Source organism: Streptomyces sp. NPDC048442, assembly GCF_040651475.1.
Taxonomy (GTDB): domain Bacteria; phylum Actinomycetota; class Actinomycetes; order Streptomycetales; family Streptomycetaceae; genus Streptomyces.
Genome location: NZ_JBEZKB010000029.1, coordinates 94,684 through 109,963, shown reverse-complemented (window position 1 = coordinate 109,963; position 15,280 = coordinate 94,684). Strand labels below are relative to the sequence as shown.

Genomic DNA, 15,280 nt, shown 5'->3' with positions numbered 1-15,280 from the left:
GTGAGCTGGGGCGCCACGGCATCCAGGAGTTCCAAGAGGTCAAGTCCCTCCAGCTGCCCGCGTGACGCGCCCCTCCCCCTCGTCCCCCTCCCCCCTCGCCCCCTTCTCCCCAGGAGTGCGTACCGCCATGGCGAACTCCCGGACCGCGGCGGGCCTGCCGTGACGGACTCCTGGATCCCGGCGCACCTGCGCCGTCGCGCGCGGACCGCGCTCGTCGTCGTCGTACTCATCGCCGCCGGACGCGCGATCTCCGACGGCGGATACCCGCACGACCCCGGCCGTGCCTCCGCCCCTGGCGCCTACGCCGGAGCCCTCGGCCCGGACGCGCCGCCGCCGGCGCCCTCGCTGCCGTCCGCCGTTCCGGCCCGCCTGAAGATCCCGGCGATCGACGTGGACGCGCCGCTGACCGGGCTGGGCCGGGACGCGGACAACACGCTCGTACCGCCGCCGCCCGACGACGCGAACCTGGCCGGCTGGGACCGTGGCGGTGTCGCCCCCGGCAGCACCGGCACCGCGGTCGTCGCCGGTCACTACGACACCAGCCACGGGCCCGCGGCCTTCTACGGCCTGCACGCGCTCGAACCGGGCAGCGAGGTGCGGGTGGCGCGGGCGGACGGCCGCACCGCCGTCTTCACCGTCGGCGCGGTCGAGGAGTACGAGAAGGAGGAGTTCCCCAGCGAGAAGGTCTACCGGCACTCCGCCCGCGCGGAGCTGCGGCTGATCACCTGCGGCGGCTCGTTCTCCAAGGACGGGGGCTATTCGGCGAACACGGTCGTGTACGCGTACCTCACCGGGGTGGTCAGGACCCGGCCGTGACCACGATCCCCGCCAGGCCAGTACCGCCGGCCCAGTACCGGCGGCCCAGTACCGGCGGCCCAGTACCGGCGGTCCGCGGCGCGTACGGCCTGAGGCGCGTACGCCTGAAGTGCGGACCGCCGGTACGACGGGCGGATCGGGAAGTTGCAGCCCTTACGGCAGTGCGTGCACGTGCGGGCCGACCGCGTTCGACCAGGCGTTGCCCGCCGTGGCGTCCCAGTTGGTGGACCAGGTCATCGCGCCGCGCAGGCCCGGGTAGGTCTTCGTGGGCTTGAAGGTGCCGCAGCCGGTGCCCTTGGTGAGGCAGTCCAGGGCGTTGTTGACGATGGCCGGGGACACGTAGCCGCTGCCCGCGCCGCGGGTGGAGGCGGGGACGCCGAGGCCGACCTGGGACGGGTCGAGGCCGCCTTCCAGCTGGATGCAGGCGAGCGCGGTGAGGAAGTCCACCGAGCCCTGGCTGTAGACCTTGCCGTCGCAGCCGAGCATCGAACCGCTGTTGTAGTACTGCATGTTGACGACCGTGAGGATGTCCTTCACGGCGAGTGCCGACTTGAAGTACTCGGTGCCGGTGGACTGCATGTCGATGGTCTGCGGAGCCATGGTGAGGACCATGTTCGGCCCGGCCTTCGCGGACAGCTGGTGCAGGGCCTTCGACAGGTAGGTGGAGTTGATGCCGTGTTCGAGGTCGATGTCGACGCCGTTGAAGCCGTACTCCTGCATCAGCTGGTACGCGCTGTTGGCGAAGGCGGTCGCGGAGGCGTCGCTGTTGATGGTGACGTTGCCCTTCTCGCCGCCCACCGAGATGATCACCGACTTGCCGGCCGCCTTCTTCGCCGCGATGTCCGCCTTGAAGTCGGCGACATTGGCGTAGCCCACCGCCGGGTCGAGGTTGAAGACGATCTGGCCGGGGGTGGCCGTGGAGTCCGCGAAGGACACGGCGATGATGTCGTACGGGGACTGCACGTCGCGGAGCTTCTGGACGGTCGCGCCGTTGTTGAAGTTCTGCCAGTAGCCGGTCAGGGCGTGCTTGGGGACGTCGGGGTTCGGGCCGGGGCCCGTGCCGCCCTTGGACGTACGGCCGCTCACGACCGCCGACTTGGGGGATTCGCCTGCGGCGTTCACCGCGGTGACCTGGAAGTCGTAGGAGGTGTCGGCGGTCAGTCCGGAGACGGTGGCCGAGGTGCCGGTGGCCGACTGGAGCTTCGTTCCACCACGGTAGATGTGGTACGAGGTGGCGCCGGAGACTCCGGACCAGGCCAGGGCGAGGGAGGACGGGGTCGGCGATCCGACGGTCAGTCCGGTGGGGGCGGCCGGGATGCCGGGCTCGGGGTCGGTGCCGCCGCCACCGTCGGGGCCGAAGACGGAGACGTCGTCGACGTAGTAGGCGGCCTGGCCGTACCAGCCGTGGGTGTAGACGGTGACGGACTTGGTGTTCGGTCCTGCCTTGAAGGTGGTGGACAGCTGCTTCCAGGCGGTGGAGCCCGGCGACCAGGTCGACACGTCGGTGGCGCCGGTGCCGCTCGCGCCCAGGTAGGCGTACCCGCCCTGGGTCCAGGCGGACAGGGTGTACGTCGCGCCCGGTTTGACGGCGACGCTCTGCGTACAGCGGGCGTGGTCCTGGCCGGCCGGGGTGCCCTTGAGGGCGGACGTGCCGCCATGCACGGGCGAGTCGACCGAAGTACCGGCGGTACAGGTCCAGTTGGCGAGTCCGGACTCGAATCCGGCGTTCTTCGCCACGTTCACGTCGGCGGCCTGGTCGGCGCCCAGTGCGGTGGGTGCGGCTGCCATGCCGACGGCGGCGAGGGCTGCTGCGGTCAGCACGGCCGCGAGGGCCGGGCGACGTCTTGCGGGCAGGCGTTGGCGGTCCACGTGCTGCCTCCGGGGAGAGGAGTGGGGGCGGGGATGGGGGTGGGGACGGGGTGGGGGCGGGGTGGGGAGACGGTGGCCACCGTTGGGGGTACAAGCTGGTCCAGACCATTTGAGTTGTCAAGACCTCTGGCAGCAAAGGCGATCCCCGCTCCCGGATTCTCAGGCCTTCAGGTGGGCCAGTACCGCGTGCACCGCCCGGTGTACGGCTTCGCGTGATGCGTCGGTGCGGTCGAGGGACTCGAAGCCGTGGTGTCCTTCCGGTACGTCGACCACCTCGACGTGCGCACCGCACTCCTTGGCCGCGCCGAGGAACTCCTCGACCGTGGCGGCGATTTCGGGCGTCTCAAGCCCGACCCTGGTGAGCACGACGGGCAGGCTGCCCGCACCGGCGACCGCCTGCGCCGGGTGGAAGCGGCTGCCGGTCAGCCCCCAGTTCGGCATCGGCGCCAGGATCGGGTACGTGGCCGCCAGGCAGCGCAGCCACGACGGGGGCGAGGCCAGCCACTCGGCCGTGATCGGGCCACTGCCGGAGAAGAACCAGAGCGCGACCCGGTCCGCGTCCACCCTCGGGTCGGCCCGTACGAGTTCCACGGCGGCGGCGATGTCCGCGGCGGCGCGCGGATAGTCCGTGACGTCGTGCAGCCGGTGGTCGACGGTGACGCCCACCACCCCTTCGGCGGCCGCGTACCGGGCGTACCCCATGAGGCTTGGCCACTCGCGCGGGGTCGGCTGCACCCCGGCGGGCACCGGGCCGCCGTGCACGACGACCACTGCGGGCAACTCGCCTGACCCGTCAGCCAGTTCGGGCACGTACAGGTCGATGTTCCCGGTCCGCTCGCGGGGGATGTCGGGGAGGTCCAGCAGGAACGGCTCCAGGTGCGGGGGCGTTCCGACGGCGTCGGCCGGCTTCAGTCGGCGCCCCTCGCCCGCCGCGGCCTGCCGCAGGACCTCCGCCAGTTCGGCGGGGCAGGACAGCATCGGCCAGTGCCCGGTGGGGAGTTCGAAGAAGCTCACCGAAGGGTCGGCCAGGGCCTGCATGGCGGGGTCGCCGAGGCCCACCACCATCTGGAGCATGTCGATGCTCGCACCGTTGCTGGTGCACAGCACCCCGGTGGTGGGCACCGCGGCACCCGCTCCGGTCAGCTTCAGCGGCTGGAGCAGGGTGGCCAGCGGCTGCGGTGCGGCGAGCGAGGTGAGCCGGTCCAGTGCGGCGCCGGAGAGTCCTTCGACACTCCCCCAGCGCGACCACTCGTCACGCGCCGGTGCTGCCAACTCACCCTCCATTGCGTCCACTTCGGCCCACTCGGCGAGCTGTGCGCGCAGCGACTGGTCGGGCAGTGCGGCCAGGGCCGGGACGCCGTCCTGCGGCATGCCGGAGTCCAGGTAGACGACCCGGGTGAGGTGCTCGGCGCGGCGGTCGGCGGCACCGACCGCCGGGTGGATGCCGTAGTCGTGGCCGACCAGCACGATCTCCCGGTCGCCACCCACCCCGTCCGCCGTCGCGCGGACCGAGTCGATGACCGCGAGTACGTCCGCGATGTGCGTCTCCAGGTCGACGCCCGCTGCCGTACGGCCGGCCGTGCCGGTGAGGGCCACCGTGTGCACCTCAGCACCCGCCGCGGTCAGCCGAGCGGCCGTGGCCTCCCACACGTGTCCGCCGGTGAACATGCCCGACACCAGGATGAATGCAGTCATGGGGCCCTCCTCAGTACGTCGTCGCCGGGGCCGGTCCGTATCTTCCGGCCCCGTTCGCCGCAGGGTAGAAACTCCTCCAGGGGGAGGTTCAAGCGTTCCCCCGTATCCTGGCGCCAACGGGCCATGGCGAATCCGAGCCCGGACGGCATCGGGGGGTGCGGGTGTTCTCGTCGTACGACGGTTTGTGCAGCATCGGTGAGCTCGCCGAGCATGCGGGCGTCACCGTCAAGACCGTCCGCTTCTACTCCGAGCGCGGGCTACTGCCGGAGGCCTCCCGCAGCTCGGGCGGGCACCGCCGCTACGCCCCCGACGCACTGGACCGGCTGCGGCTGATCCGCTCGCTGCGCACCCTCGACCTGCCGGTGCGCGAAGTGCACCGCATCCTCGACGAGGACGAGGCCGGCGAGGACGGGGCCGACGCGGCGAGTGGCGCGGGCAGTGTGCTGGAGGACGCCGTCGCGGGGCAGTTGCGCGAACTGGGCTCGCAGCTCAAGGCGTTGCGCTGGCGGGAGGCCGGGCTGCGGCTGGTGCAGGAGTGCCCGCCCGGGGAACGGGCCGACCGGCTGCGGCTGGTCGGCGCGGTGACCGCCCCGCCGACCACGGACTCGCTGGCCCGGTTCTGGCGCGGCTGGCTGCCGGCCCGGATGCCGGCCGGGGCGGCCTCCGCGTTCCTGGAGGTGGCGGTCCCGCAGCCGCCCGACGACCCGCAACCGGCCCAGGTGCTCGCCTTCGCCCGGCTCCACGCCTTCGCGACGAGCCCGTGCACCGGCGCCGAGCAGCCCCAGCCCGCCGCACACCGGGCCGCGGGGGCCGGCGGGGCGGCCGTACTGTACGCGGCGCTGGCCGAGGCGTACGAACTGGCGGGCGCGCACATGCGGCGGGGGCGGGAGCCGTCCGGGGGCGAGGCGCTGGACAGCTTCGTGGACGCGTACGCGCGCGCGTACGGCAGCCGGGACACGCCGGAGTTCCGCCGGATGCTGGCCGGTCAGCTCGCGGCCGATCCCCGTATCGACTGGTACTGGGAGCTGGCCTCCCAGGTGGTCACCCCGCCGGGCGACCGTCCGGCACCGACCCCGGGGTCGGCACACGACTGGCTGTGCGCGGCCCTGGACGGACTGGCAACCGGGAACGGCGGGGCCCCTGGGGTGAACCGCATCCCAGGGGCCCCGCCCGACGCTCCGGACTAGTCCGTGCCGAATTCCATCGCGGCGCGGTCCAGCATCTCGTCGTCGCCGGAGACCTCGCCGCGCGAGGCGATGGCCTCGGCGCCGCCCTCCGGCATGTTGCCGATCAGCCCGGTGGCGGCGGCCTGGGCGGCGCCGATGGCGGGGTTGGAGGTGCCGATCAGGCCGAGGCTCGCGTACTGCTCCAGCTTGGCGCGGGAGTCGGCGATGTCGAGGTTGCGCATGGTGAGCTGGCCGATCCGGTCGACCGGGCCGAACGCGGAGTCCTCGGTGCGCTCCATGGACAGCTTGTCCGGGTGGTAACTGAACGCCGGGCCCGTGGTGTTGAGGATCGAGTAGTCCTCGCCGCGCCGCAGCCGCAGCGTCACCTCGCCGGTGACGGCGGCGCCGACCCAGCGCTGGAGGGACTCGCGGACCATCAGCGCCTGCGGGTCGAGCCAGCGGCCCTCGTACATGAGGCGGCCGAGGCGCCGGCCCTCGTTGTGGTACTGGGCGACGGTGTCCTCGTTGTGGATGGCGTTGACGAGGCGTTCGTACACGATGTGCAGCAGGGCCATGCCGGGGGCCTCGTAGATGCCGCGGCTCTTGGCCTCGATGATCCGGTTCTCGATCTGGTCCGACATGCCCAGGCCATGCCGGCCGCCGATGGCGTTGGCCTCCATGACGAGGTCGACGGGGGAGCCGAACTCCTTGCCGTTGATCGTCACCGGGCGGCCCTGGTCGAAGCCGATCGTGACGTCCTCGGTGGCGATCTCGACGGACGGGTCCCAGTGCCGTACGCCCATGATCGGCTCGACGGTCTCGACGCCGGTGTCCAGGTGCTCCAGTGTCTTGGCCTCGTGGGTGGCGCCCCAGATGTTGGCGTCGGTGGAGTACGCCTTCTCCGTGGAGTCGCGGTAGGGCAGCTCGTGGGCGAGCAGCCACTCCGACATCTCCTTGCGGCCGCCGAGCTCGGTCACGAAGTCGGCGTCCAGCCAGGGCTTGTAGATCCGCAGGTGCGGGTTGGCGAGCAGCCCGTAGCGGTAGAACCGCTCGATGTCGTTGCCCTTGAAGGTCGACCCGTCGCCCCAGATCTGGACGTTGTCCTCCAGCATCGCCCGCACCAGGAGGGTGCCGGTGACGGCCCGGCCGAGCGGCGTGGTGTTGAAGTACGCCCGCCCGCCCGAGCGGATGTGGAACGCGCCGCAGGTGAGGGCCGCGAGCCCCTCCTCGACCAGGGCCGCACGGCAGTCGACCAGGCGTGCGATCTCCGCGCCGTACGCCTGCGCACGGCCCGGCACCGACTCGATGTCGGGCTCGTCGTACTGGCCGATGTCGGCGGTGTAGGTGCACGGAACGGCACCCTTGTCGCGCATCCACGCGACGGCGACGGAGGTATCGAGACCGCCCGAGAAGGCGATGCCGACGCGCTCGCCGGCGGGGAGGGAGGTGAGGACCTTAGACATAGGAAGATTATGCATGACGTCGCATGGTCATGCAAAGTCGGAGCCGGGTGCCGTGCCCGTGGCGGGCCAACCGTTCATGGAGCGGGTGGCCTGGCCCGTGCTGGCACGATGCCCCCATGGACACTCTCTACTCCCCCGACCGGCTCGTCCGCGCCGCCAAGGCCACCGCGAGCGCCGGACTCGATGCCCTGTTGATCAGTCCCGGTGCGGATCTGCACTATCTGACGGGGTACGAGGCGCACCCCCTGGAGCGGCTCACCTGTCTCGTCGTTCCCGCGGCGGGAGACGCCTTCCTCGTGGTTCCGGAGCTGGAGCGGGCCGCCGCGCTCGCCTCTCCGGTCGCGGGCCTCGGCATCGAGGTCGTCGGGTGGGGCGAGACCGAGGACCCGTACGCGCTGGTCGCCGCCCGGCTGCCGGACCGTACTGCCGCCGTCGCCGTGGACAACCACATGTGGGCCGAGAAGGCCTTCGCCTTCCGTGCCGCACTGCCCGGCGCCCGCCAGGAGCTGGCCGGGCAGGTGCTGGGTGCGCTGCGGATCCGCAAGGTCCCGGCGGAGGTCGAGGCGTTGCGGCGGGCCGGGGCCGCCATCGACCGGGTGCACTCCCGGATGGGCGAGTGGCTGCGGGCCGGGCGTACCGAGCGCGAGGTCGGCCGGGACATCGCCGCGGCGATCGTCGACGAGGGGCACGTCCGGGTGGACTTCGTCATCGTCGGCTCCGGGCCGAACAGCGCCAGTCCGCACCACGAGCTGTCCGACCGGGCGATCGAGCCCGGCGACCCGGTCGTGGTCGACATCGGCGGCACCACGGCGGACGGCTACTGCTCGGACTCCACGCGCACGTACGTGATCGGCGAGGCGACGCCGGAGTACCTGCGCCTGTACGAAGTGCTGCTGGCCGCCCAGCAGGCCCAGACGGACGCGGTGCGGCCGGGTCTCACGTCCGGTGAACTCGACGCGGTCGGGCGGGACTTGATCACCGAGGCGGGGTTCGGCCCGTACTTCATCCATCGCACCGGGCACGGCATCGGCCTTGAGACGCACGAGGAGCCCTACATCCTGGCCGGTTCCGCGCAGGAACTGGAGCCCGGCATGGCCTTCTCCGTGGAGCCGGGCATCTATCTGGACGGCCGGTACGGGGCGCGGATCGAGGACATCGTGGTGTGCACGGAGGACGGGGGTGAGCGGCTCAATCTGACGAGCCGTGCACTTACGGTGCTGTGAGACCCGGCCCGTTCTGTCACGGGTTCTGTCACGGGCCTACGCGCGGGTCGAACCTGTTAACGGGGTACAAACGGAATGTCTCCTTGTCACCACGCAATCTGCACACCAAACCCTGCCCAACGGCCGATGTCTAGACCAACTCCCTGTTCAGGGGCGGTTATCACTCAATCTTTGGCAGGTTTTGGCTCTGTCATCAGAGGTTAATACGATGGCAAAGTGAGAGACACGGCAGTCGTCCAGGCTGTTTGCCGGGGCGGCGCGGAATCCGCTGCCAACAGCGGCCTCCGCGCCGCCCCCTCGCGACCATCGACCCGACCACACCGCGTCCCGGCCCCACGCCGAGCGGCGCAGGAGGCAGGCCACCTTGAAGTCTCTGATCGACAACGCCCGTTCTTTCGCCGCCACTCACGTGGCGGACCCCCGGAACGCAGCGGCCTTCCGGGCCCTCGGGGCCGGGCAGTCGCCCGAAGCCCTGTTCATCACCTGTTCCGACTCGCGCGTCGTACCGGCCCTGATCACCGGGGCGCGTCCCGGCGAGCTCTTCGAACTCCGTACGGCGGGCAATGTCGTACCGCGCTACCCCACCGAATGCCGCACCCGCCCCCCGCAGGGCGAGGCGGCCACCATCGAGTACGCGGTGCGGGTGCTCGGCGTCCGCGACATCGTGGTGTGCGGGCACTCGCACTGCGGCGCGGTCGGCGCGCTCGTACGGGGCGATGACCTGTCGGACGTACCGGCCGTACGCGACTGGCTGGAGCACTCCGTCGCCCCGGACGCCGCCGTCCGCTCCGTCGCACCCGCCATGCCCGACGTGGCCGAAGCCGTGCAGGCACACGTGCTCGCGCAGGTGGCGAGGCTGCACGCCTACCCCTGCGTACGGGAGCGCATAGCCGACGGCACCCTCACCCTGCACGCCTGGTACTACGAGGTCCACACGGGGACCGTCACCACGCACCGGCCGGTCTCGCCCGAAATCCAGGGCGAGCCTCAAGTCGCAGGCGTGCGGCCTGCGTTCGGTCCGCTGTGAGAGCCGCCGCGCACCACCGACCGGTCGGCTCTCCAGGACAGGACCCCCACCCTCATGCCTCCTCGCTCCGCACTCCCCTCCTTCCGCTCCTTCCGCTCTTTCCGCTCCTTCCGCGAACCCTTCCGCGCGCTGCGTGAACCCGGCGTCCTGCGCCAGGATCTGCTCGCCTCGCTCGTCGTCTTCCTGGTCGCCCTGCCGCTGTGCGTCGGCGTGGCGGTCGCCTCCGGCGTCCCGGCCGAACTCGGTCTGGTCACCGGCATCGTCGGCGGACTCGTCGTCGGCTGCCTGCCGGGCAGCGCCCTCCAGGTGAGCGGGCCCGCCGCCGGACTGACCGTGCTCGTCTTCGAGGCGGTGCGGGAGTTCGGGCTCGGCATGCTCGGTGCGATCGTGCTGCTCACCGGTGTGCTGCAGATCGCCCTCGGACTGCTGCGCTGCGGGCGGTGGTTCCGTGCCATCTCGGTCTCCGTCGTACAGGGCATGCTGGCCGGCATCGGGCTCATACTGATCCTCGGGCAGCTCTACGGAATGACCGGGGCCGAGCAGCCGCGCTCCGGCCTCGGCAAGATCGCCGGACTGCCCGCACTCGCCGTCGACACCTTCACCGACCCCGCCGCGCTGACCGCCGCGGGCATCGGGCTCGGCACCATAGCCGTACTCGTGCTGTGGCCGAAGCTGCCCGCGTCCGTGCGGCGGGTGCCGGCGCCGCTGGCCGCCGTCGCCCTCGCCACCGCGGTGGCCGCCGGGCTGCGGCTCGACGTGGCGAACGTGACCGTACGGGGGCTGATCGGGGCGATACAGCCGCCGGGGCTCGGCGACCTGGCCGCACTGGGCAGTGTCGCGGTGCTCGGCACCGTGCTGGCGTTCACCCTGATCGCGTCCGCGGAGTCGCTGTTCAGCGCGGCCGCCGTGGACCGCATGCACGACGGTCCGCGTACGCACTACGACAAGGAACTCGTCGCGCAGGGCGTCGGGAACACGGTGTGCGGCGTGCTCGGGGCGCTGCCGATGACCGCGGTCATCGTCCGCAGCTCCGCCAACGTCCAGGCGGGCGCCCGCACTCCGCTCTCGCGGATCGTGCACGGCGGCTGGCTGCTGCTGTTCGCCGTACTGCTGCCGGCCGCGCTCGGCATCATCCCGCTCGCCGCACTCGCGGGCGTCCTCGTGCACGCGGGCTTCAAGCTGCTGCCGGTGAAGGACATCGTCCCGCTCGTACGCACCCACCGGGGCGAGGCCCTGGTGCTGGTCACCACCGCGGTCGCCATCGTGGTGACCAACATGTTCGAGGGGGTACTGATCGGGCTGGGGCTCGCGGTGGCCAAGTCCGCCTGGGAAACCTCCCAAGCACAGGTGAACGTACGGGAGTTGACCGGCGGTCGGCTGATCGTCACCCTGACCGGCAACGCCACCTTCCTGCGCCTCCCCCGCATCCTGGAGACACTGGAGGCCCTGCCCAAGGACCGGCCCATAGACCTGGACCTGACCTCCGTGCACCACCTGGACCACGCCTGCCGCACGACGCTGGAGAACTGGGCGATACGGCACAACGACAGCGGGACGGAGGCGGTACGGATGAGGACGTGTCCGGTGGAGGCGGCGCCGCCCGGCTCGGCGTGACCACGCGGGCCGGGCGCAGCGACTTCACCCTTCGTTCGGCTCCACCGCCTTCGACACCTCGGCCAGCAGGGTTTCCGGGTCGGTGCCCCAGCGGGAGCTGACCACCAGGTCGCGGGCCGGATCGACCCAGAGGAGGTGGGCGCCGCCGTTGCCGCGGGCGCAGCGGCCGGTGGCGGGGGCGGTGGGCCAGACCGTGCGGTCGTCGTTGAGCCACCAGGACAGCCCGTACTGGGGTTTGACCGCGCACGGGGTCCACAATTCCTCGATCCAGCGGGCGGAGACGACCTGCCGGTCGCCCCACCGGCCGCCGCGCAGGCACAGTTGGCCGAGACGGGCCAGGTCGAGGGCGCTGATCCACAGGCCGCCGCCCCAGTGCGCACCGCCGGAGACCACGGGGGCGCGGCTCCCGTCGAGGTCCACGAAGGAATTGCGGTAGCCGTGCCAGGACCAGGCGGCCGACGCCCCGACCGGGGTCATGATCCGGTCCTGGAGGAGCTCGGGCAGCGGGCGGCGGACGAGCGCGGTCAGGGCGAGCGCGGCGAGATTGACGCGTACGTCGTTGTAGGCCCAGCCCTCCCCCGGCGGGCCGCCGGCCGACTCGGTGCCCTCCCGGGTGCTCTGCGCGTCGACGGAGGTCGGCTTGGACCAGAGTTCGCCCTCCCACTGGCTGGTCTGGTCCAGCAGGTGGCGCCAGGTGATCGCGCGCCCGTGCGCACCCTCGAACTGGGGCAGGTCGACAACGGCGGACACCGGTTCGTCGAGGTGCAGCAGCCCGTCGTCGTACGCGGTCCCGGCGACCAGCGACAGCACGCTCTTCGTCGCGCTGTACGCCATCTCCTCGCGGGCCGGGTCGCCCCACGACGCGACGACCGTCCCGCGCCGTACGACGACGCCGCTCGGGTCCTTCCCGCCCAACAGCGGCCCCAGGACGCCCCGGTGGGTGTCGTCGGCGACCTGGGCGGCGAGGTAGCCGGCCATGTCCTCGATGCCGGGGACCGGTCGCGCGAACTGTTCGCGGGCGGCACGGGCCAGCGCTTGCGGGTCCACGCCTTCCCACGGATCAGCCGGGGCGGGGCTGCCGTCGAGGAGCTGATCCGTGGTGTGCATGGTGCTGTTCCTCCGAAATCGCCGGGGTCGTACGCCATGGTGATCATCCCCTGGCGCCGCTCGGCGCGACAGAGCCGCCACAGAGCCGCGACAGAGCCCTGAATCTGTCCGAATTCGCCGTCGCGCCGGGCACACACGTTCTACGATGCTTCGCATGCTGCGTCGCCGAGTACTGCAACTGGCCGTTGTCCCCGCCGTCGCTCTCACCGGAGTGGCCCAAAAGAGTGCGCTGGCCGCCCCGGCCGGGAAGGAGCAACCGCCTTCCGGACAGCGGCAGTTGCTGCTGTACAACCACGCTTACGGCGTGTTCGACCGAGCCACCGCCGACGCCGTCGAGCACTCCGCCTATCTGCGCGAGTTCGCCAACTTCCAGGTCCGTACGACCACGGGCTCCGGCGGCGAGACCTGGACCGGCCGCTATCTGCTGGGCCGGGAGACCTACCTCGAAGTCTTCGGGGTGGGCGACGTGCCGGGCCAGGACGGCACTCTCGGCGCCGGCGGGATGGGCGTCTCGGTCGAACGGAGCGGCGAGCTGGCGGAGGTGATCCGGCGGATGCGGGAGCTGGGCATCGAGCACCCGGTCGAGTTCGCCCAGACGCGCGACTTCGGCGACGGGATCCCGGTGCCGTGGTTCGACGCCGTGTTCACCACCGACGCCTACGACGCCTTCGGGGCCTGGGGGATGGAGAACCGGCAGGAGTACTTCGCCGACCCGCGCAGCAAGACCGAGCCCGCCAGCTACCCCGGCGACGTGGGCCGCGAGCGCGTGCTGGCCGACACCTACCAGGACCGGCTGATGCGCGACGTGACCTCCATCCGCCTCGCGGTCACCGCACGCGACCTCGCCAATACGGTGCCGCTGCTGAAGGCGGGCGGGTTCGCCGTACGAGACGTGGCGGGCGACGGCATCGTCGCGCAGGGCGGCGGCACCACCATCCGGCTCGACGCCGTGCCACGGGAGCGGGCGGGGCTGCGGCAGGTCGGGATGGCGCTCAACCGGCCCGTCAAGCAGCGCCACGAAGAACGCCTCGGCAACTCGACGCTGACCGTCGGCCCCGGCCTCCGCGCGGTGTGGAACTTCGACAGCCCGAAGCCCTGAACAGCCCGGGACACACTTCTGCTCCCTGAATCTCCCGCCGCCCACTTCCCGCGTACGGACGGGGCCGTCATCCTGTCCCTGTGACCGAGGACTCGAGAACCGGCCCCTCCACCGGCCCCCCGAACGACGCCTTCCACTGGGAGATGTTCCGCAACCCCCACCCCCGGCAGCGCGACTGGAGCGACGGCGTCGTCGTGACGGGGATGCACCTGATCGGCGTGGGCGCGGCCTGCGTCGCCGCCCCGCTCATCGGGCTGGCCCTGGGCACCATTTTCGCGGTCTTCTGGGGGAGCCTCCTGATACCGCCGTGGCTGCGCGACAGGCGCTCCGTCGTCTCGGTCGACATCCGGCCGGGCCCGCCGGCGGTCCTGGTGCTGCGGCAGCGTCGCGGCACCGAGACCACGCGCCCGCTCTCCTCGGTGACGGAGATGCGGCCGCTCACCGTCGGCTACCGGTCGACGGACAGCAGGGGCGACAGCATCCTGGAGCTACGGGTGGGCCGCAGGACCTACCGCACCCGGGCGGCCTACAACCCGCCGGCGAACGACGTCCAACTCCTGGCCGACGCACTGCGCCTGGCCTGCCCGCAGATCGTGGCCGGCAGGCACGAGAACAAGACGACCTGGGTGACGGACGCCGGGTAGGCCCGGCGCCACCACGATCGCCCACCTCCCACCTCCCACCTCCCGTCTACTGCCGCGCTGACCGTGGTGCGACGTGGAAGTCGAAGGCGACGGTCCCCGGGTCGACCGCCGTCACCCCGCCGTCGACGGTGAGCACCGCCCCGTTGACGAACGAGGCTGCGGGCGAGAGCAGCCACGCGACGGCCTCGGCGACCTCCTCCGGTTCGCCGGGCCGGCCTGCGGGGACGAGCCGGGTCGCCTCCTCGTACGCGGCGTCCGCCGCCGTACGTCCGTCGCTCCCGGCCCCTCCGGTCAGCCCCGCCTCGTCGGCGAAGCGCGCCATCCGCCGGTCCGCCATGTCGGTACGCACCCAGCTCGGGCACACGGTGTTGGCCCGCACTCCGCGCGCCCCGTAGTCGACGGCCACCGAACGGCACAGCTGGAGCAGCGCGGCCTTGGACGTGGCGTACACCGCGTTGCCGACACCGTTGCGCAGTGCGGAGACCGAGGCGACGGCGACGACGGATCCGCGTGCTTCGAGCAGGTGCGGGAGCGCGGCGCGCAGCAGCAGGAAGGGTCCTGTGAGGTTGGTGCGCATCACCAACTCCCAGTCGTCGAGGGAGATTTCACCCACGCCGCCACCCCGCCCGATGCCCGCGTTGAGGACGATCCCGTCGATCCGGCCGTACGCGGCGACGGTGGCCTCCACCAGTCCCCGTACGGCTTCGGGGTCGCCGGTGTCGGCCGGGTGGGCCAGGGCCCCGGTCTCCTCGGCGACGGCGTGCAGCGGTTTGGGGCGCCGCCCCGACACGACGACCTGGTGCCCGCCGGCGCTCAGCAGCCGGGCGGTGGCGGCCCCGATGCCCGTCCCGCCGCCGGTGACGATGACAACTCGCTGAGCGGACATGGCAGTTGATCCTCCGAGGACGGCCCGGTGGCCGGTGGTGGGGTGAAATGCGGTGATGCGGTGATGCGGCGATGTCGATCGTATGCGAGGCCCGGCTAACGGACCGAGGCGCCCCGTACGGCGCCGAGTTCGGGCGGCAGCACCGGCGGGTTGCCCTGCGTCCAGGCGATGTGCAGGTCCGCGCGGCTCAGCCGCCAGCCCGCGGCGGTGCGGACGAGTGCGTTGTCGGTGCGGCCTGCGGAGAGGAACAACTCCCCGTCGGAAGCCAGGACATGGGTGCTGAGCTGGTTGCCGTGCAGGGTGGCCCGGTCGCCCTTGACCTCGATCACGTAGTTCGAGCCGAAGTGCACGGTGCGGGTGAAGAGCCGCATCGCCGTCGCCAGGTTCGTACGGACCGCGGCGGCCCCGCGCACCTCTCCTGCGGGCGTCGCGGTGCTCGCGTCCGCCGTGAAGAAGGAGGCGGCCCAGCGCGCGTCGTACTCCTGGCCGGGGTCGTCGAGGGAGCGCAGGTAGCGGTCGAAGAGGTCGGTGATCTCGGCCCGGTCGGTCAGGGAACGGATCTCGGTGTGCGGTGCGTCGCTGTTCATGAGCAGGATCCTGGGTCCTCAAGCGCGCTTGAGGTCAAGCGCCTCGTCCCGCCCGGTTACCTGTGAGTTCCGCACGGTCGGATG

Annotated in this window: 13 protein-coding genes; 7 read left to right on the top strand and 6 right to left on the bottom strand. The window is 71.9% G+C overall.

From position 1 onward, the window contains the following. The first annotated feature begins 159 nt into the window (after window positions 1-159). The gene (locus AB0D18_RS33275; RefSeq protein WP_362427162.1) at window positions 160-816 is read left to right on the top strand and encodes a class F sortase; all 657 of its coding nucleotides are present in this window, start codon (window positions 160-162) and stop codon (window positions 814-816) included. A gap of 153 nt (window positions 817-969) precedes the next feature. Here AB0D18_RS33275 and AB0D18_RS33270 read toward each other — a convergent pair whose 3' ends face one another. Continuing rightward, a complete protein-coding gene (locus tag AB0D18_RS33270; protein WP_362427160.1) occupies window positions 970-2,685 on the bottom strand; it encodes a glycoside hydrolase family 18 protein in 1,716 nt (571 codons plus the stop codon). Between the two features lie 159 nt (window positions 2,686-2,844). After that, on the bottom strand, window positions 2,845-4,380 hold the full coding sequence (locus tag AB0D18_RS33265; RefSeq protein WP_362427158.1) for an alpha/beta hydrolase: 1,536 nt from the start codon (window positions 4,378-4,380) through the stop codon (window positions 2,845-2,847). Between the two features lie 161 nt (window positions 4,381-4,541). Here AB0D18_RS33265 and AB0D18_RS33260 point away from each other — a divergent pair, with 161 nt between their 5' ends. Further along, on the top strand, window positions 4,542-5,567 hold the full coding sequence (locus AB0D18_RS33260) for a MerR family transcriptional regulator (protein WP_362427177.1): 1,026 nt from the start codon (window positions 4,542-4,544) through the stop codon (window positions 5,565-5,567). Here the strand turns inward: AB0D18_RS33260 and argG are convergent. Beyond that, entirely contained in the window at window positions 5,564-7,009 is a 1,446-nt protein-coding gene (gene argG, locus AB0D18_RS33255; protein WP_362427155.1) for an argininosuccinate synthase, read from the bottom strand. The two genes, AB0D18_RS33260 and argG, sit on opposite strands and share 4 nt — an antisense overlap. Window positions 7,010-7,125: 116 nt before the next feature. On the opposite strand from argG, the gene AB0D18_RS33250 reads away from it, so the two are divergent. The 3 genes from AB0D18_RS33250 to AB0D18_RS33240 all read left to right on the top strand — a co-directional run bounded on the left by AB0D18_RS33250 (window position 7,126) and on the right by AB0D18_RS33240 (window position 10,873). Beyond that, window positions 7,126-8,232: a Xaa-Pro peptidase family protein gene (locus AB0D18_RS33250; RefSeq protein WP_362427152.1), complete on the top strand. Its 1,107-nt coding sequence runs from the start codon at window positions 7,126-7,128 to the stop codon at window positions 8,230-8,232. Between the two features lie 409 nt (window positions 8,233-8,641). Then, window positions 8,642-9,259, top strand: a complete 618-nt coding sequence (locus AB0D18_RS33245; protein WP_362427174.1) for a carbonic anhydrase — start codon at window positions 8,642-8,644, stop codon at window positions 9,257-9,259. A gap of 54 nt (window positions 9,260-9,313) precedes the next feature. Continuing rightward, entirely contained in the window at window positions 9,314-10,873 is a 1,560-nt protein-coding gene (locus tag AB0D18_RS33240) for a SulP family inorganic anion transporter (protein ID WP_362427149.1), read from the top strand. Window positions 10,874-10,897: 24 nt separating this feature from the next. Here AB0D18_RS33240 and AB0D18_RS33235 read toward each other — a convergent pair whose 3' ends face one another. Then, the gene (locus tag AB0D18_RS33235; protein ID WP_362427146.1) at window positions 10,898-11,980 is read right to left on the bottom strand and encodes a serine hydrolase; all 1,083 of its coding nucleotides are present in this window, start codon (window positions 11,978-11,980) and stop codon (window positions 10,898-10,900) included. Window positions 11,981-12,125: 145 nt separating this feature from the next. Here AB0D18_RS33235 and AB0D18_RS33230 point away from each other — a divergent pair, with 145 nt between their 5' ends. Both AB0D18_RS33230 and AB0D18_RS33225 read left to right on the top strand, forming a co-directional pair. After that, window positions 12,126-13,079, top strand: coding sequence for a DUF5829 family protein (locus AB0D18_RS33230; RefSeq protein WP_362427143.1), 954 nt, complete (start codon window positions 12,126-12,128; stop codon window positions 13,077-13,079). A gap of 80 nt (window positions 13,080-13,159) precedes the next feature. Continuing rightward, complete coding sequence (locus AB0D18_RS33225) at window positions 13,160-13,723, top strand: hypothetical protein (protein ID WP_362427140.1); 564 nt, start codon at window positions 13,160-13,162, stop codon at window positions 13,721-13,723. A gap of 46 nt (window positions 13,724-13,769) precedes the next feature. Here AB0D18_RS33225 and AB0D18_RS33220 read toward each other — a convergent pair whose 3' ends face one another. Together AB0D18_RS33220 and AB0D18_RS33215 are read right to left on the bottom strand one after the other, a co-directional pair. Next, entirely contained in the window at window positions 13,770-14,609 is an 840-nt protein-coding gene (locus AB0D18_RS33220; RefSeq protein WP_362427137.1) for an SDR family oxidoreductase, read from the bottom strand. A 95-nt stretch (window positions 14,610-14,704) separates the two neighbouring features. Next, window positions 14,705-15,196, bottom strand: a complete 492-nt coding sequence (locus tag AB0D18_RS33215; RefSeq protein ID WP_362427134.1) for a nuclear transport factor 2 family protein — start codon at window positions 15,194-15,196, stop codon at window positions 14,705-14,707. Window positions 15,197-15,280: the final 84 nt, after the last annotated feature.

Bases quoted from the DNA above. Each gene is read 5' to 3' on its own strand.
- AB0D18_RS33265 (WP_362427158.1), bottom strand. From the start codon at position 4,380: ATGACTGCATTCATCCTGGTGTCGGGCATGTTCACCGGCGGACACGTG.
- argG (WP_362427155.1), bottom strand. From the start codon at position 7,009: ATGTCTAAGGTCCTCACCTCCCTCCCCGCCGGCGAGCGCGTCGGCATC.
- AB0D18_RS33250 (WP_362427152.1), top strand. From the start codon at position 7,126: ATGGACACTCTCTACTCCCCCGACCGGCTCGTCCGCGCCGCCAAGGCC.
- AB0D18_RS33240 (WP_362427149.1), top strand. From the start codon at position 9,314: ATGCCTCCTCGCTCCGCACTCCCCTCCTTCCGCTCCTTCCGCTCTTTC.
- AB0D18_RS33235 (WP_362427146.1), bottom strand. From the start codon at position 11,980: ATGCACACCACGGATCAGCTCCTCGACGGCAGCCCCGCCCCGGCTGAT.
- AB0D18_RS33230 (WP_362427143.1), top strand. From the start codon at position 12,126: ATGCTTCGCATGCTGCGTCGCCGAGTACTGCAACTGGCCGTTGTCCCC.
- AB0D18_RS33220 (WP_362427137.1), bottom strand. From the start codon at position 14,609: ATGTCCGCTCAGCGAGTTGTCATCGTCACCGGCGGCGGGACGGGCATC.
- AB0D18_RS33215 (WP_362427134.1), bottom strand. From the start codon at position 15,196: ATGAACAGCGACGCACCGCACACCGAGATCCGTTCCCTGACCGACCGG.